Origin of the sequence: Agriterribacter sp., assembly GCF_035444585.1 — a bacterium.
Classification (GTDB): Bacteria; Bacteroidota; Bacteroidia; order Chitinophagales; family Chitinophagaceae; genus Agriterribacter.
Window position 1 is genome coordinate 1 of sequence record NZ_DAOMOZ010000079.1, and the last position, 17,212, is coordinate 17,212.

12 protein-coding genes are annotated in these 17,212 nt (G+C 45.8%); 11 read left to right on the forward strand and 1 reads right to left on the reverse strand.

Going from position 1 to position 17,212, the window contains the following annotated elements:
• The 4 genes from PLH26_RS10335 to PLH26_RS10350 all read left to right on the forward strand — a co-directional run.
• Nucleotides 1-281: hypothetical protein (locus tag PLH26_RS10335; RefSeq protein ID WP_324585937.1), on the forward strand; the 281-nt coding region annotated here is incomplete at its 5' end.
• A gap of 27 nt (nt 282-308) precedes the next feature.
• Nucleotides 309-1,346, forward strand: coding sequence for a phenylalanine--tRNA ligase subunit alpha (gene pheS / locus PLH26_RS10340; protein WP_324585938.1), 1,038 nt, complete (start codon nt 309-311; stop codon nt 1,344-1,346).
• 153 nt (nt 1,347-1,499) lie between these two features.
• On the forward strand, nt 1,500-2,468 hold the full coding sequence (locus tag PLH26_RS10345) for an NAD-dependent epimerase/dehydratase family protein (RefSeq protein ID WP_324585939.1): 969 nt from the start codon (nt 1,500-1,502) through the stop codon (nt 2,466-2,468).
• A 139-nt stretch (nt 2,469-2,607) separates the two neighbouring features.
• Nucleotides 2,608-3,852 carry a carboxypeptidase-like regulatory domain-containing protein gene (locus PLH26_RS10350; RefSeq protein ID WP_324585940.1) on the forward strand — a complete coding sequence of 415 codons (1,245 nt, stop codon included), beginning with the start codon at nt 2,608-2,610 and terminating at the stop codon, nt 3,850-3,852.
• A 67-nt stretch (nt 3,853-3,919) separates the two neighbouring features.
• Here PLH26_RS10350 and PLH26_RS10355 read toward each other — a convergent pair whose 3' ends face one another.
• Nucleotides 3,920-4,876: a UDP-3-O-(3-hydroxymyristoyl)glucosamine N-acyltransferase gene (locus PLH26_RS10355; RefSeq protein WP_324585941.1), complete on the reverse strand. Its 957-nt coding sequence runs from the start codon at nt 4,874-4,876 to the stop codon at nt 3,920-3,922.
• Nucleotides 4,877-5,319: 443 nt separating this feature from the next.
• On the opposite strand from PLH26_RS10355, the gene PLH26_RS10360 reads away from it, so the two are divergent.
• From PLH26_RS10360 to PLH26_RS10390, 7 genes are all read left to right on the forward strand, one after another.
• Nucleotides 5,320-5,910 carry a pseudouridine synthase gene (locus PLH26_RS10360; protein ID WP_324585942.1) on the forward strand — a complete coding sequence of 197 codons (591 nt, stop codon included), beginning with the start codon at nt 5,320-5,322 and terminating at the stop codon, nt 5,908-5,910.
• A gap of 129 nt (nt 5,911-6,039) precedes the next feature.
• Nucleotides 6,040-6,624 carry an RNA polymerase sigma-70 factor gene (locus PLH26_RS10365; protein ID WP_324585943.1) on the forward strand — a complete coding sequence of 195 codons (585 nt, stop codon included), beginning with the start codon at nt 6,040-6,042 and terminating at the stop codon, nt 6,622-6,624.
• A gap of 77 nt (nt 6,625-6,701) precedes the next feature.
• A complete protein-coding gene (locus tag PLH26_RS10370) occupies nt 6,702-7,769 on the forward strand; it encodes a FecR family protein (protein WP_324585944.1) in 1,068 nt (355 codons plus the stop codon).
• 233 nt (nt 7,770-8,002) lie between these two features.
• Nucleotides 8,003-11,311: a SusC/RagA family TonB-linked outer membrane protein gene (locus PLH26_RS10375; RefSeq protein ID WP_324585945.1), complete on the forward strand. Its 3,309-nt coding sequence runs from the start codon at nt 8,003-8,005 to the stop codon at nt 11,309-11,311.
• A 19-nt stretch (nt 11,312-11,330) separates the two neighbouring features.
• Nucleotides 11,331-13,031 (forward strand): RagB/SusD family nutrient uptake outer membrane protein, encoded by a 1,701-nt coding sequence (locus PLH26_RS10380; RefSeq protein ID WP_324585946.1) that lies wholly within the window; start codon nt 11,331-11,333, stop codon nt 13,029-13,031.
• Between the two features lie 37 nt (nt 13,032-13,068).
• Nucleotides 13,069-16,191, forward strand: coding sequence for a glycosyl hydrolase (locus tag PLH26_RS10385; protein WP_324585947.1), 3,123 nt, complete (start codon nt 13,069-13,071; stop codon nt 16,189-16,191).
• Between the two features lie 556 nt (nt 16,192-16,747).
• A partial coding sequence (locus tag PLH26_RS10390; protein WP_324585948.1) for a YicC/YloC family endoribonuclease occupies nt 16,748-17,212 on the forward strand: 465 nt, incomplete at its 3' end.

The following is a 17,212-nucleotide window of genomic DNA, read 5'->3' on the forward strand; positions in this document are numbered from 1 at the left end:
CCATGCAAATGGTAGGCGCTACCCGCTGGTTCATTTCCAAGCCTTTTGATCTGAAGGCAGTGGCGAATGGCTTTATAAGCGCTCTTATAGCGATAGCAGTAGTGCTGGTATTTATTTTCAGCGTTGAAAAATGGCTTCCCGAAATTAAAGCGCTGCGCGATTACACGCTGCTGGCCGTTCTATTTCTGGGACTCATTATTATAGGTATCGGTATTACCTTCATCAGCACCCACCGGAGCGTAACCAAATACCTGAAGATGAAGCTGGATGATCTGTATTAAAGATTTTCCTTTTCTTATCTTCGCGCAATGGAAGCGTTGTTACAAAAAATTGAGGCATACCGCCGCGAAATAGATGAGTATGCCGGTACAGGTGCAGAGGCTGCAGAGCAGTTCCGCATTGCTTACCTGGGCACCAAAGGTTTGGTAAAAAGCCTGATGGGAGAGATGAAAAATGTGCCTGCAGACCGGAAAAAAGAATTTGGCCAGCTGTTAAACGACTTTAAACAATTTACCGAAGCAAAGTATAGCGCTCTCAAAACTGCCGGGGTAAACGGTCAGCAATCTTCTGTTGCCGCTATTGATCTGAGCCTGCCGGGCGATACCATTCCTGTGGGCAGCCGCCATCCCATCAGCATGATGCGCAATCGCATCGTTTCCATTTTCCAGCGGCTTGGATTTTCGGTTGCCGAGGGTCCTGAAATTGAGGACGACTGGCACAATTTTACCGCGCTCAACTTACCCGAATACCATCCTGCCCGCGACATGCAGGATACTTTTTATATTTCAACCGACCCAGCATGGCTGCTGCGCACGCATACCAGCAATATCCAGATCAGGGAAATGGAAAAAGGCGTTTTGCCTTTGCGTATCGTCTGCCCGGGAAGAGTATACCGCAACGAAACCATCAGCGCCCGCAGTCATTGCTTTTTTCACCAGGTAGAAGGCCTGTACATTGATGAAAATGTTTCTTTCGCCGACCTGAAGCAAACACTTTACTTTTTTGTGAAAGAGATGTACGGCAATGATGTGAGCGTACGCTTCCGCCCCAGCTATTTTCCTTTTACCGAACCAAGCGCCGAAATGGACATCAGTTGCCAGTTGTGCAAAGGCAGGGGCTGCAATGTATGTAAGTACACGGGCTGGCTTGAAATACTGGGCTGCGGCATGGTGCACCCCAAAGTGCTGGAACACTGTAATATTGATCCCGCCAAATATACCGGCTTCGCATTTGGAATGGGCGTGGAGCGTCCGGCGCTTTTAAAATACGGCATTAACGATATCCGGCTGTTCAGCGAAAATGATGTGCGCTTTTTGAAACAGTTTACCGGTGTGGTGCAGGAGTAGATCAATGCCCGTTCACCCCGGCAATACGACATACTATAATTAACTCAGCAGTAGTTATTCAACTGATAGCTAACTGCTGATAGACTGATTGCCTTAATGCTAATATGGAAATGTGGGGATGTTGGAATTTTAAATCATAAATCTCAAATCCAAATGATTTTTGTTACGGGCGGCACAGGATTATTGGGCAGTTATCTTCTGCGTGAGCTCGTTGCCCGTGGAAAAAAAGTAACCGCATTATACAGGAACGAAATCCCCCAAACCGGCTACTCAAACCAGGTGCATTGGATACAGGGCGATATTCATGATATTGTATTGCTGGAAGAGATAATGTTGCAGGCAAAACAGGTATACCATTGTGCAGCTACAGTGTCCTTTAATCCCAAAAAGAAATACGAGCTCCTTAAAGTAAATGCAGAAGGCACTGCCAATATTGTAAATGCAGCGCTGAGAACGGGCATACAAAAGCTGGTGCATGTGAGTTCCGTATCGGCAATGGGACGCAAACGCGATGGCATGCAGGTAACGGAAGAAACGAAATGGGAGGAAGAAAGCAACAATTCCAACTATGGCCGCAGCAAATATTTTGCCGAGCTGGAAGTTTGGCGGGGTATAAGCGAGGGGCTGAACGCGGTGATCGTAAATCCTACTTTTATTTTGGGGGCAGGGAACTGGGAAACAGGATCGGCAGCCATGTTTAAAAAAGCCTGGAAACAGTTTCCCTGGTACACCGAAGGTGTCAGCGGTTTTGTAGATGCCGCCGATGTTGCAAAAGCCATGATATTGCTCATGGAAAGCAATGTCAGCAATGAAAGATTCATCATCAGTGCAGAAAACTGGCCCTTTAAAAAAGTATTCACGGAAATGGCACTCGCTTTCAATAAAAAACCGCCTCATAAAAAAGCATCTCCGTATATGGCCGGTTTATTATGGCGCATAGAAAAAATGCGTAGCTTTTTTACAGGAAGTGAGCCCCTGCTTACCAAAGAGGCAGTGGATACCGCCCAACGCAAAGTGTATTTTGACAGCAGCAAGCTCATGCAGGTTTTACCCCACTTTAGCTACAAACCATTGCAGCGAACCATTAAAGAGTACTGTAATGTGTATCAAACCATGCAATAATTGCACCGCGTTAATGTTATTATATATTTTACATAAGCCTCAAAATGGCAGGGCATTTGTCATTGAATGACTGCGGGCAGGCAAAAATTTAACAGCTGCTTTCATTATACATTTATTAAGTACCTGTAATTGTTACCTAATGATAAGAATAGTAAAATTATTACCCGTATTGCTCTTCCCGGTTGTTGTTTTTGCGCAAAATAATTTTCGGGTGGCAGGAAAAGTGATAGACTCCGCCACACAACAACCTTTGCAGGGCGCTTCGGTATTTTGCCAGAATACCACCATCGGAACAGTAACCAATGCGAACGGAGAATTTCAACTCACCCTGAGCAATGGCGGTTACGATCTTGTGGTTTCCTTTATGGGACTTGAAACACAATCCATACGCATCAGCAATACCATGCCGGAAGCTGCCGATCTTATCATAGCGCTGCAACAAAAAGAAAAGAGCCTTGAGGAAGTAGCCATTGTGGCAACCAATGAAGTAGCCAACGGGTGGGAAAAATATGGAGCGTTCCTCACCGACAACTTTATCGGCAGAACAGTCAACAGCAAAGACTGTGAGATTGAAAACCCCGAAGCGCTGCGTTTCTTTTACAGCAGGAAAAGAAAGCGGCTGAAGGTTACCGGCGATTCTGTTCTTGTTATCCGTAATAAGGCGCTGGGCTATATCATTAAATACCAGCTGGATTCTTTTGTGCATGAGTACAACAACGGAAAAACACTATATGCCGGCTATCCTTTTTACGAGCAGATGGAAGGCAGCGAAGAGGAAATGCTGGTATGGGTGGAAAAAAGAAAGATGGCGTACAATGGCTCTGTGCTGCAGTTTCTTCGTGCATACCACGACAGCACATTGAACGGCGATGGTTATAAAGTTGAGCTCATTAATGACGGGTCTACCGAGCCGTCTCCCATATACAACCCTTATGATACCGTTTACTACGACACATTGGGCTTTAAAAGAGTGGGACTTTTCTTCCCCGGGAAGCTGAGGGTAGTATATTCAAAAGAAAAGCCCGGCCCCGTTTACCTGGCAGCCAGTAAGCTGCCCATGAGCACTCCTATCCAGATATCCATACTGGATTTGGCCAATGGGATTGTTGTTGAAGAAAACGGGTATTTCTTTGATCAGAAAGATGTGCTTACGCTGGGTTACTGGGCCTGGGAAAAAATGGCCGATTTTCTTCCCTATGATTATTACCCCAACATGAATACCGTTGAGGAGATGAGAGCAAGGATCGAGGAGAAGAGAACAAGGATTGAAGAGGAGAGAGTAAGAATTGAGGAGGAGATGAGGGCTAAGATGAACAGTGAACCTGAACCGGAAAAACCCGAACCGGTAGAAGAACCCGCTCCTGAGGAGAATGATTTAAAGTGAGAAGAGAAACGTGAGAAGTGAGAGCGATGAACGGTGAATAGTGAATGAATTCACTATTGACTATTCACTACTGACCATCACTATTCCTCATTACCTTCTTCCATATTTCCGGGATGCGCTTTATCCAAACCAGTTCCCGTTTTTTTATTCCCGCATCCTCGGCGGGCGTACCAAAATAAATTCTCCCTTTTTCCAATGATCCTCTAACGCCGCTTTGCGCAAGCACTGTAACATCATCCCCGATCGTTAATGTTTTGCTTACCCCTACCTGCCCCCATAATGTTACACCATTCCCGATTTCAACACCACCCGCTATGCCCACCTGCGCCGCCAGCAAACAGTTTTCACCGATAATGGTATCGTGGCCTATATGCACCATATTGTCTATTTTAGTGCCCCGGCCGATCAGGGTATCATTGGTTACTCCCCTGTCAACAGTGCAGCCGGCTCCAATTTCTACATCATCCTCTATTACCACACGTCCGCAGCTCTCCATTTTTTTGTACCATACCTCGCGGTTTTTTTTGCTGTTATAGTAAAAGGCGTCAGATCCAATCACCGTGCCCGCCTGTATAACCACATTGTTGCCAATTACACAATGATCCAGAATGGTAACATTGGGATGAATGATACAACCGTTCCCAATAGTTACATGGTTACCAATAACTGCACCCGGCGCAACGATCGTTCCTTCTCCAACAAGCGCCGCGTCGCTTATCGCTTTTACAGCAGGCAGGTATGGCCTGAAATGGCGCACGATCGTAAGATATGCTTCAAAGGGTTGCTCTGTTACCAGTAATGTTTTGTGTTCCGGAAAGTCTGTTATACTATTGATGATAATGCAGGTTGCAGGTGAGTTAATGCACTTAGCGTAATATTTTGGATGATCTACAAATACAATATCGCCGGGTTCTACCCTGTGAATTTCATTTATACCCGTTACAGAACCGTTAATATTGCCTTCGGGTTTGGCGTTTATTAATGCTGCGATCCATTGAACGGAAACCGGAGATGGAAATTTCATGCGGGAAGTTTTGACAAAAGTAAAGCAGCTTAAACAACTTCAGTAAAGTAAATTGGAGAAGGCATTTGCTTTCTGCAAACAACGTAACGAAATGAATGAAGCGCTGATGATGCAGTGATACCAACAGTTTGCGAACAAAATCGGACTTTGCATTGAGAACACGGTTTTGCGATGGTGGTGAAAATATTTTTTGAACCTCTGTGTAACAAGTGCAAATTCCTGCCATCAAAAATTTAAACCCGGGTTTTTTTGGCGACTCCTTTTTTACAAAATCACTGATATCCACAAGCAGGCAAATAAAAATGTGTATAAAAATTAATCGAAAATTCTTCTTGTTAGAAAAAATTATTTTTAATATTGTGTTGGGAAATTTATTTCCCGGTACTTATTAACCCATCCATATAATAAAGTCTCCCGCAAAACGGGAGGCTTTTTTTATTTTCATGCAATACAAATACTACATCATTTACAAACCTTACCTGGTACTGTCGCAGTTTACATCTGCCGGTGGTAAACCATGCCTGAAAGATTTTTTTGAGGTTGAAAAAGATGTATACCCCGTGGGAAGACTGGATCACGATAGCGAAGGCTTATTGATCTTAACCAATGACCCTTCTTTAAACCATCGCTTGTTGCATCCGCAGTTCATGCATGAAAGAGAATACCTGGCACAGTGCGAAGGATTGATAACAGCCGAAGCCATTCACCAACTGATAGCAGGTGTGCCCGTTAACATCAATGGTGCAATTTATCACACGGGGCCTTGCAAGGCCATTCTCTTAAAAGAAGCGCCGCAACTTCCCGACCGCGATCCTCCCATACGCTTCCGTAAAAACATTCCAACTTCATGGGTAAGGCTTATCCTTACCGAAGGTAAAAACAGACAGGTCAGGAAAATGATGGCATATACCGGCTTCCCGGTGCTCCGGCTCATCCGTTGCCGCATCCGCAACATCATGCTAACGGATATGCAGCCCGGGGATCTGAAACCCGTATCGCATCGCACAATCTATCGCCAACTCTTCGGAAAATAAATTACCTCACCACCTAAACATTTGCAGACATGCTAAAGTCAATGACAGGATTTGGGGGAAAAAGCAAACTACCTGAGGTCGTTGAATAACGGGCAGATATATCTAATCGGTATATTTGTACCATACGCCATGCGAAATGAACGATTGTCATACCTGGTATATGTTATCGCCGAGAGCGGTGATGAACAGGCCTTCGATGAGCTTTTCCGGATATACTATCCCGCATTGTTGTCCTATACCCATTCCATCCTGAAAAACAGACAGGACGCAGAGGAAATTTGTTTGGATGTAATGTTTAAGCTGTGGCAGAACAGAAAAATGTTGCCCACCGTAAAAAACCTTTCCCATTATTTATACATCGTCGTTAAGCATGCTGCCATCAGTTATATGCGCACAAAGGGATACCAGGCAATGCAAAAGAAAATAGGACTGGAAGAAGCCGGAGAAAGCTTCGTTTATGAGCTAAGCAATCATGAGCTGAGGATGATAAATAAAGAAACGCTTGAACGCATCAATGCCGCTATCAATACCCTGCCTTCACGCTGCAGGCTCATTTTCAGGTTGATCAAGGAAGATGGGCTTAAATATGCTGAAGTGGCGCAGTTGCTTGAAATATCAGTAAAGACAGTAGAAAACCAGATGACCATCGCTATGAAAAAGCTAACGACGGTCATTGCGGAAACCATGAAAGATCAAAACAGAAACATTTCTTAACAGTTTTAAAAAATTACTGTTTATTTTTTAGGGGTAAAGAAATTTTACTACGTCTATATATTATATATCCCCAACGCATGGACGACAGGTTAACATATTTACTGGTACGAAAAAAATCCGGTGAAATTACATTAGAAGAACAACTAGAATTATCAGAACTTCTTAAAAATGACTACGTTAAACTAATCCTTAGCGAAGGGATAGACGAAGTGTTTGAAAGTCATTTAAGCTATGGAAAGAGCATTCCCAATAACACGGTAAATGGCGCGCTTGACCGCTTATATAAAAAGATAGCAGAGACCGGGCCGGAGCCGGTTCACTTTAACACAAATAAATACAGGCGTCTTAAGTGGTGGAGTGTGGCAGCCTCCGTATTATTGGTCATGAGCGCCGCTGCCTTTTATTTAATGACCAGCCCCCGGCCACATTCACCATCCAGCAATATTATTACCACGCAAAAAGGCTCCAAAACCAATCTGGTATTGCCCGATGGCACTAAAGTGTGGGTAAATGCCGATACAAAATTAATATACGATAAAGAGTTTGGCAATAATGCCCGCGAGGTAGCGCTTACAGGAGAAGCCTATTTTGATGTAGTAAAAGACAAAACGAGGCCTTTTATAATACATACGAGCGCCGTGCAGGTAAAAGTACTGGGCACCACACTTAACGTGCGTTCCTATCCTACGGAAAAAACGACGGAAACAACATTGATAAAAGGTTCGGTGGAAGTAACGCTGAATACCAATCCTCAAAAAAAGGTGATCCTTAAGCCCAATGAAAAAGTAGTGGTTGAAAATACAGACGCGGTATTACCCGAACAGCCGGTTGATACGGTCAACGTTCGAAAACAAAGCGCACCCATGGTGATCAACCCGGTGCATTTTGATAAAAAAGATCAGGAGGTATATGAAACCATGTGGGTGAAAAATAAGTTAGCCTTCGATGAAACGCCGTTTGATAAAATGATCGCTGAGCTTGAACGGTGGTATAATGTGCAGATCATCGTTAAAAACAAGGCGCTCAGCGCCAGTACCTATACCGTAACCTTCGAAAACAAATCGCTGGATGAGGCGCTGGAGGGATTACAGTTCTCCGCGCATTTTCAATACCAGGCAAAAGACGGGATCGTTACGATCTGGTAAATAAAAAAATTAATAACCAAACCATATACGTCATATGAGTAAAATCACATAACCTTCATACTAAAAAAACGGAGCATGTTTGCGGCATACTCCGTTGGTTAAATTCAGAAAGAAATAAAAGTCTCCGGCGAGACCCTTTCATCCTTTAACATTTCAACGTTCAAATTATGAAAAAAATCGGATGTAGGCGCTATAATTATGCACCTATCTCAGTCATCAAATGCCTGCTGCTCATGAAGATGGTAATACTGTTTACTTGTGTTCTTTCTATGCAATCCTTTGCCAGAACAGGTATGGCACAAGGTAATATTACCATTAAGCTGGAAAACCTTTCCCTGAAAAAGGCTTTTAAAACCATCGAGAAACAAACCGCTTACCATTTTCTTTATAACGATGGTATCCTGCCGTTGCAACCAAAGGTAAACATCGCTGTGAAGGATATGCCGGCTATGGAGCTGATGGAGAAGTTGCTTGAAAACACCCGGCTCACTTTTAAGATCATCGCCAGCGACCTGATCGTGATCTCTGACCCGAACAACGATGCAGAGCCGGTACTGGCCCTGGTCACGGGGCGTGTGGTGGATGCCGACAACCAGCCCATTGCCAGAGTAAGCGTGGTGGAAAAAGGCACTACTAACGGCACCGTTACCAGCGAGGACGGCAGCTTTTCTCTGAATGTGATCAACGACAACGCAGTGCTTGTGATCAGCTATGTAGGATTCCTCACGCAGGAAATAGCGGTAAACGGGCGCAGCAATATAGAGGTGCATTTGCAGGGAGACACCAAAGACCTGACGGATGTGGTGGTGATCGGGTACGGTACCTCCAAAAGAAAAGATTTTACGGGAGCCGTTTCCTCTGTAAAAATGGAAAACTCCCCTTTGGCGCTGATGCCTAATTTAAATGTGCTGGAAGCCCTCAAAGGAACGGTGACAGGGCTGAATGTGGGCGCCGTAAACTCCGCAGGAGGACAGCCTTCCATACAAATCCGGGGACAACGTTCCATCAGCGGCTCTAATGACCCTCTCATCCTGTTGGATGGCGTTATTTTCCTGGGCTCGCTTAGCGATATCAATCCCAATGATATCGCCAGCTACGATGTGCTGAAAGACGCCGTTTCTGCGGCAGCTTACGGGTCGCGCTCGGCTAATGGCATTATTGCCATCAATACCAAAAAAGGCAAGACCGGCAAACCGATCATCGCTTTCAGAACAGAGGCCGGCATTCAAAAATGGCAGAACCGACCGGTAATGCTGAAGGGCGCCGAATGGATAGATGTGGTGAATGCCAGAAATCAATACGATCCGGGCACTACCAGTTGGCTTAAGCCCGGGGAATTGGCCAATTTGAATGCGGACAAGGAAACCGTGTGGCTGGATGAAGTGATCCAAACGGGGATCACCCAGAATTACCAGGCTTCTATTTCGGGAGCCGCTCAAAATGTGAACTATTACCTGTCGTCTTCCTTTGATAAGAACCGTGGATTAGTGGTAGGCGATAAATTCAGCCATGTTTCCGTAATGGGAAAAGTGAATACTAAGGTCACCTCCTGGTTTGAGCTGGGATTAGATGGAAGTTATTCCCAACGGGATTATTCAGGCGTTGCCGCCAGCGTAAGCGGGGCGGAATTGGTATCTCCCTATGGCGTTATGTTCCGCGATGCCGAAGGGAATCTGGAAAAGTATCCTTACACACAATCGCAGGTCAACCCCTTGTGGGGCGTACATGACGGAACAGTAAAAGACCTTGATGTATATAATAATTTCCGCCTGAATGCTTATGCCGTGGTAAAAGTTCCATTTATTAAAGGGCTGAGCTATCGGGCAAACCTGCTTTCCAATTATCAAAGGCAGCAGAGTGGGAGATTTTATTATGAAACATACTATATTAAAGAGGGAGAGGGCATTGACGGGCGTTATGATCCTGCCAGTGTACAGTCGTTATTGGCCAATGCCAATGGCAATCTTAATAATACCGGTACTGATAGCTACGTGCTTGACAATATTATCACCTACGATAATACATTTGGCCGGCACCAGGTTACGGCTACCCTGGTAGCAACAAGGGATCATTTAAAATCGGATACCACAAACGCCACCGGTAGTAATTTCTCGGCTAACGGCAATACGGCATTGGGTATCTACGGCTTATCCAAAGCCGACATCCAGAAGGTAATCCTTAACAATACCGAGCGGTCCAATGTGGGCTACCTCGCACGTATTAATTACGATTATGACAGCAAATATTATTTAACCGCTTCGCTCCGCCGCGATGGCGCTTCTGTTTTCGGGGAAGACAAACGGTATGCCAATTTTGGCGCTGTTGGCGTTGCCTGGAGAATTTCCGGCGAATCCTTCCTGAAAGACCTCCGCCAGCTTAACAACCTGAAATTAAAGTTCTCCTGGGGGCAGAATGGCAATCAGGGACTCAGCCCTTACGCTACTTTATCCCAGATACTTAACGGAGCCGCCGGCAATGCCCGCTACCAGTTTTCTGATGCACAGGGCAAAGTATTCTACGGATTGGTGCAACAGACCCTGGGTAACCCCAGCCTGGGATGGGAAAAAACCACCGCTATCAATATAGGATTCGAATCCGCCTGGCTGATGAACCGCCTGTTTGTGGACGTGGATTACTATACGTCCAGCACTACCGACCAGATCTTTGTCAGGAACATTCCTATCATGACGGGTTTTGCCACCCAGCTTGCTTCGTTAGGCGAGGTAAGCAATAAGGGCGTTGAGGTAACGGTGAGAACGGTAAATATAGATCAGAAGGATTTCAACTGGGGCTCCACCCTTACCTTCTGGAAGAATAATAATAAACTGGTACACCTCTACGGAGAAGACAATAATGGAGACGGCAAAGAAGACGATGATATAGCCAACAATTTTTTTATCGGAAAGTCACTGGAAGCGATTTATGGCTTTCAGCAGGATGGGATTGTGCAGACGGGTGATGACGCCTATATCACCATGACGGGGGCGGCTCCGGGAGCGCCTAAATACATAGATCTGAATAAAGACGGAAAAATTGATGCGGATGACAGGACTGTTTTAGGGTATGGAAAAGAGAACTTCCGGCTGAACCTGAGCAATACATTGCGTTATAAAAGCTTTGAATTGTATGTTATGGTATCGGGCATTTTCGGTGGCAACGACAGGTATATGAAAAGCAACACCGCTGCCTATATGACTTCAGGAACCGGCCGTTTTAACGATAATACCATCTCTAAACCTTACTGGACACCCGATAATTCAAGCGATGTGTATCCATCCGCTTATTTTTCGGGAGATAGCCGTTTCCTCGGCTTACAGTCGCGACAGTTTGTAAGGATACAGGATGTGTCACTTTCCTATACGATTGATGCGGAATGGATGAAAAGAAGCCATATCAGTTCTATACGGTTATTTGCAGCGGCAAGGAATCTGGCCACTTTTACCAAATGGGTGGGCGGCGATCCGGAAACCGGAACCACGGTACAATCCAATACTTTTCCTGTGCCGTCTTCTTATTCCATAGGGGCCAATTTTAGTTTCTAAGCCATTAAAACAAATTGAAATGAAAGCATTAAAATATATAAGTAGTATCTGTTCTTGTTTACTGCTCATCAACATCGCGGGTTGTAAAAAAATAGACGATAAATTCCTGGACACGCCCCCCGAAACATTTTATACCGTAGATAATATTTTTACCACTTCCTCGCAGGTGGACCAGGCGGTAATAGCCATTTATTCGCAGTTGAGAGATATTTGGGCAAACCCTACAGAGCAAAACTGGATCTTCGTGTTTCGGGGCAATGGAACCGATATGTTTGACGTGCCCAGTATAAGACGGGGCAATACCTTTAACAACTATGGGCTTATTAATCCCAACAGCGGTAATTTTAACAGTATCTACGGAGTGTGGTACCAGATCATTGCGAAGGCAAATCTTGCGCTTTACAGTGCAGAACAACCCGGCATCAGTTGGGTATCGGCTTCCGATAAAACTTATACGGTTGCGCAGGCAAGGTTCTTTCGCGCGTTTGCATACCGTAACCTGGCGGAGTTGTTTGGTGGTGTACCGATAGTGACCGAGGTTACCAAAGTTGCCCGGTATGATTATACGCGTGCATCCCGTGCAGAAACCTATCAATATGCTATTGACGAGTTGTTAGCCATTGAAAATGATGTACCGGAAGTCACAGCCCAGGGTGGCAGATTAGTGAGAGGTGTGGTTCAGCACAATCTCTGCGAGTTGTACCTGGGGTTGGGTATCCAGTTACAGGCTGACGGAGATGCCGGCGGGGCGTCTAATGCGTTCACCCAATCTATTGCCTACGGGAATAAAGTGATTGACGGCGGTATTTATTCGCTGATGACTTCCCGTTACGGGGCCCGTAAAGAAGAAACTCAGGGAAATGTGTATTGGGATCTTTTCCAGGAAAATAATGTGAACTATCAGGATGGCAATAAAGAGTGTATCTGGGCCATCCAGATTGATTATGCGGCCTACAGGGCGGAAGACCCCCGGTCAAAATTACCTTATTCGCGAACTTACGGGCCTGTTTTCCGCGATGGCGCACCAGGCAACCTTACCGGCACGGGCGCTGATGTGGGCGGCCGCGGGATCGCGCAAATAATACCTACTATGTATGCGCGGGATAGTATTTACGGCGGTGCTTATGCGGATGATATGCGTAATTCGGATATTGTATTCAGGAGAAATATCCTGGGAAATGTTCCCTCTTCGCCGTACTATCAACAGCCCGTTCCCTGGTCGGCGCTATATGATACAAAAGATCACCAGAGCCTCAATTATCCGATATCCTGTAAAATAGCCACCGACAAATATACCGGTATTGCCGACGGCGAAAATTTAAGTAACCTGTTTCGGGATGACTATTTTATCCGGCTGCCGGAAACCATTTTGTTGCGCGCGGAAGCCAAACAGCGCAGTGGTGATAAGCCCGGCGCTGCTGCCGATATTAACCTGCTGCGTACCCGCGCTGATTGCGGTTATCTGGTAACGGCAGCGGATATGGACGATCAGTATAGTATGATACTGGACGAGCGGGCAAGAGAATTGGTATATGAAGAATGCCGGTGGAACACTTTGCTCCGTATGGGAGGTACCATTGCCGTCGACCGTATCCGGAAATATGCTTTTTGGCCGGAGGCGGCGGCTACCCTTACGTTCAATTACAATCTCTGGCCCATTCCCCAGCTTGTAATTGACGCCAATAAAGATGTTAAATTGGATCAAAATCCCAGTTGGTAAATATCATACAAGAGATATATAAAGACTGTTACCCATTATGTTGAAATTTAAGTTCACCATACCGTTATTGTTGTGTTGTTATGCGCTGACCGCGCAAGACATCAACTATTCTCTTCATTCTTCTAATGATATTGATTATACGCGGTTGCAGTCGGGATTTGTGCAGCCGCCGCCGGAGTCCCGGCTGCGCTGCTACTGGTGGTGGCTCAACAGTATGGCCACTAAGGAATCTATCACGCGCGACCTGGAGGAGATGAAAAAAAACGGGTATGGCGGCGCTTCTATTGTAGATGCCGGCAGTTCCAGCTACAATGTAGCTGCCAGAACGGAAGCCGGGCCTCCGTTTATGAGCCCGGCATGGATGGAGCTATACAGGCACGCCGTAAAAGAGGCACAACGGCTTGGGATAGAACTGAGCGTGAACACACAAAGCGGCTGGAATCCGGGAGGACCCACCATTACTCCGGAACTTGCGCAGAAGAAAATAGTATTTACTGAAACCAAAGTGCGCGGCGGGGAAAAAATAGCCGTCAGCCTGCCACAACCGGCGTCGAAACTGATGTACCGGGATATCCTTGTACAGGCCTTTCCCGAACCTGACGGAACCCCGGTAAAAAATGACGCCATCAAAAACTGGAAGATCAAGTCTTTTAACGAAAGCTTTGGTGCTAAAGGAACCTACCCGCTTTATAAACTAAGAGAAGAGGAGCCGGGTGCAGAGAAAGTTGGAGGTATTAAAACGTCTTCGATCATCAATCTCACAAACAAATTTGTGAACGGGGTGCTTACCTGGGATGTGCCGGAAGGAGAATGGACTATTATCCGCTACGGCTGGACCTGCACCGGTGCGGTTACCTCTACCAATAGTGACGGGTGGAGCGGGTTATCGCTCGACCATCTCAACGCAAATGCCTTTAAGGTATTCAGCAGGGATGTAATATTACCCCTGATCACCAACGCGCAGTCTGCAGGGAATAGCCTCCATTTTTTACAAACAGACAGTTGGGAGATGGGAAATGTGGGGTGGACAAATGATTTCCCATCGGAATTTAAAAAATTCAGGGGATACAATATCGAGCCTTATCTTCCGGTGCTGGCAGGCAGGATAGTGGAAAACCCGGATGTATCCAACCGATTCCTGCATGACTATCGTTTGACCATCGGCGATTGTATTGCCGCCAATCATTACCGGTTGTTCAGCAACCTGGCGCATCAGCATGGCTTAGGTTTTCATCCCGAATCGGGAGGCCCGCATTCGGCGCCGGTTGACGCATTAAAAGTGATGGCTATCAATGATTTTCCCCAGGGTGAATTCTGGGCTACCTCCAATACGCACCGGGTGAAAGACGATGAGCGATTGGCAGTAAAGCAAAGCGCCAGTGTAGCGCATACGAATGGAAAAAGATTTGTAGCCGCCGAAGGACCTACGTCTATAGGGCCGCAATGGGAGCGATCGCCGAAGGATTTGAAAAGCAATATTGACCGGGTATTCTGCTCGGGCGTGAACAGGATTGTATGGCATACCTTCACTTCTTCGCCAAAAGAATTCGGGCTTCCCGGTAATGAATATTTTGCGGGTACACACATGAACCCGAACGTTACCTGGTGGAGGCAGGCAGATAACTTTATCCGTTATCTCAACCGCTGCTCCTGGCTGTTATCGAAGGGCTTGTTTGTTGGAGATGCGTTGTATTATTACGGGGATGACGTGCCTAACTTTGTTTTCCTGAAAGAAGATATTAAAGATCTCGCACCGGGATATGATTGGGATAAATGTTCCAAAGAAGCGTTGCTTAAAAACGCATCGGTTGTAAATGACCGGTTGGTCTTTCCTGACGGAACGGCTTACCGGCTGTTGGTTTTGCCCGACGAAAAGGCCATTGACGTAACGCTGCTGCGAAAGCTGGAAACCATGGTGCAACAAGGGCTGACGCTTGTGGGTCGCAAACCGCTAAAGAACGGCAGCCTGAGCAATTATCCGGAAAATGACCGGGAACTAACGGCAATTGCTAACCGTTTATGGGGCGCTATGGACGGTGTAACCCGCACTGAAAACAAATATGGCAGGGGAAAAGTAGTATGGGGTAAGGATGTAAATACGGTATTGCGTGAAATGAAAGTGGCTCCCGACTTCAGCTTTAAAAGTTCCGACAGCGCCACGGCGTTGGATTATATTCACCGTACAGGGAGGAATACGGAAATTTATTTTGTGGCTAACCGTTTCAGCCGTAAAGGGATCAGCGATTTTGAATACCGCTATCTTACCGATTTACCCAACCGGTATGAAAACGTGGAATGTTCTTTCCGGGTAAGCGGCATGGTGCCGGAGTTGTGGGATCCGGTAACCGGCGAAACGAGCGAAATAGTGGTGTATCGCGAGGAAAACGGGCAAACCATTATTCCTCTTCATTTTAATCCCGACGGTTCGCTGTTCATTATTTTCAGGAAGAAGGCTGCTGAAGCCCATATTGTAAAAATTGAAAAAGACGGGCAATCGCTTTTTCCGGGGTTACACTTGAATAATACAGGCAGGCCGTTCATTGAAGTGCTGCGGAAGTCGGGGAAAATTGTAACTGCTTTGTTTGAGCCGGGTAATTATAAGTTGTACTGGTCGAACGGAAAACAGACCAATAGCCGGCTGGCAAAGCCCAATACCACTGTAACATTGCAGGGCGCATGGGATATCGGCTTCGATACTGCCTGGGGAGGCCCGGCACATATTACAACAGATACCTTACAATCCTGGACGGATTTTGAAGATGAGGGCATAAAATATTATTCCGGTACCGCTGTGTACAGGAAAAATTTTTTGGCGAAGAGTCACCATTTGAAACGGGCTAAAGTGATGCTTGATCTGGGCAATGTACTTGATCTGGCAACAGTAAAGATCAACGGGCATACATTGCCTGTTGTATGGACGCCGCCGTTTACAGCGGATATTACAGCTTTTATAAAACCCGGTAATAATACGCTGGAAGTGGGAGTAACCAATTTATGGCCCAACTGCCTGATAGGTGATGGCAAGCTCCCCGCGGAACAAAGGCGCACTAAAACAAATATTATGAAATTCAACGGTCCTGATGCCGGGAAGCTGTTGAGAGCGTCCGGACTACTGGGGCCGGTTACCCTTAACTATATCCATAGCGATTTCATAAATTAATACCGTTAAAGTTCCACGTCTGGAAATTTGAAATGTGTCCTGAGATGGATCTTCAGGTCAGGTTATGAATGGAATGCCAGTCTTTTCACCTGTCGTCCATCTTATATTACTAATGGAATTTTTTACGGTATCGTGCTTTGTTTTTAAAACACTGGCAGTGCTTGTATTGGAAGTATGGGTTGTTGGAAATTGGATAAGGATATCTTCCTTGCCGTCAATGGTTATATTCACAGATATGCTTAGGGCTTGCCCGGTGGGTATTCCCGTTAGGTCAAGGCTTCCGTTATTATCCGTGACGCTTTTGTAAATGGTTTAATCCTTTTTATCGGGTGGCAATCTTAAATTAGCCGCAGAATTTCCAACCTTTGAAAGGTTGGGAATCCTTTGCAGACTTCGGAATCCTTTGTGGATGGTGTATATAGTTTCTCTGATATCAGAATACCCGGTTAAGCGCTTTGGTGCATATCCCTTGTTTTGCAGGTGCACGCCTGCTCCGGGATATCCCTTCCCAACTCTTCGGAAAATAAATTACCTTGCTGCCTAAACATTTGCAGATATGCTAAAGTCAATGACGGGTTTTGGGCGTGCAGAACAAACCATTGGGAAAAAAACTTTTTTAGTTGAGATCAAATCCCTGAACGGAAAGCAATTTGAGATCTCTTTGAAGCTGCCTTCTTTACTGAGGCCTTATGAATTTGATATTCGCAATATGCTTTCGGAAAATTTGCTCAGGGGCAGCATTGATTGCATGATTACGCTTAAGCAAAATGGCGCTGCCAAACCTGTTGTGATCAATACAGAGCTGGCAAAATCGTATTACCAGTCATTAGCAGAGCTGGCCGAAAACCTTAACTTAGACACAGGCTCCATTTTAAGTTCACTGCTCAAACTGCCCGAAGTGGTAGTACCTTCTACCGAAGTACTGGATGAGGAAGACTGGAACGGTTTTCAGCAGGTTATGCTCAGCGCAATAAAGAACATCAATGACCACAGGATCAATGAGGGTGCCGTTCTGGAAAAT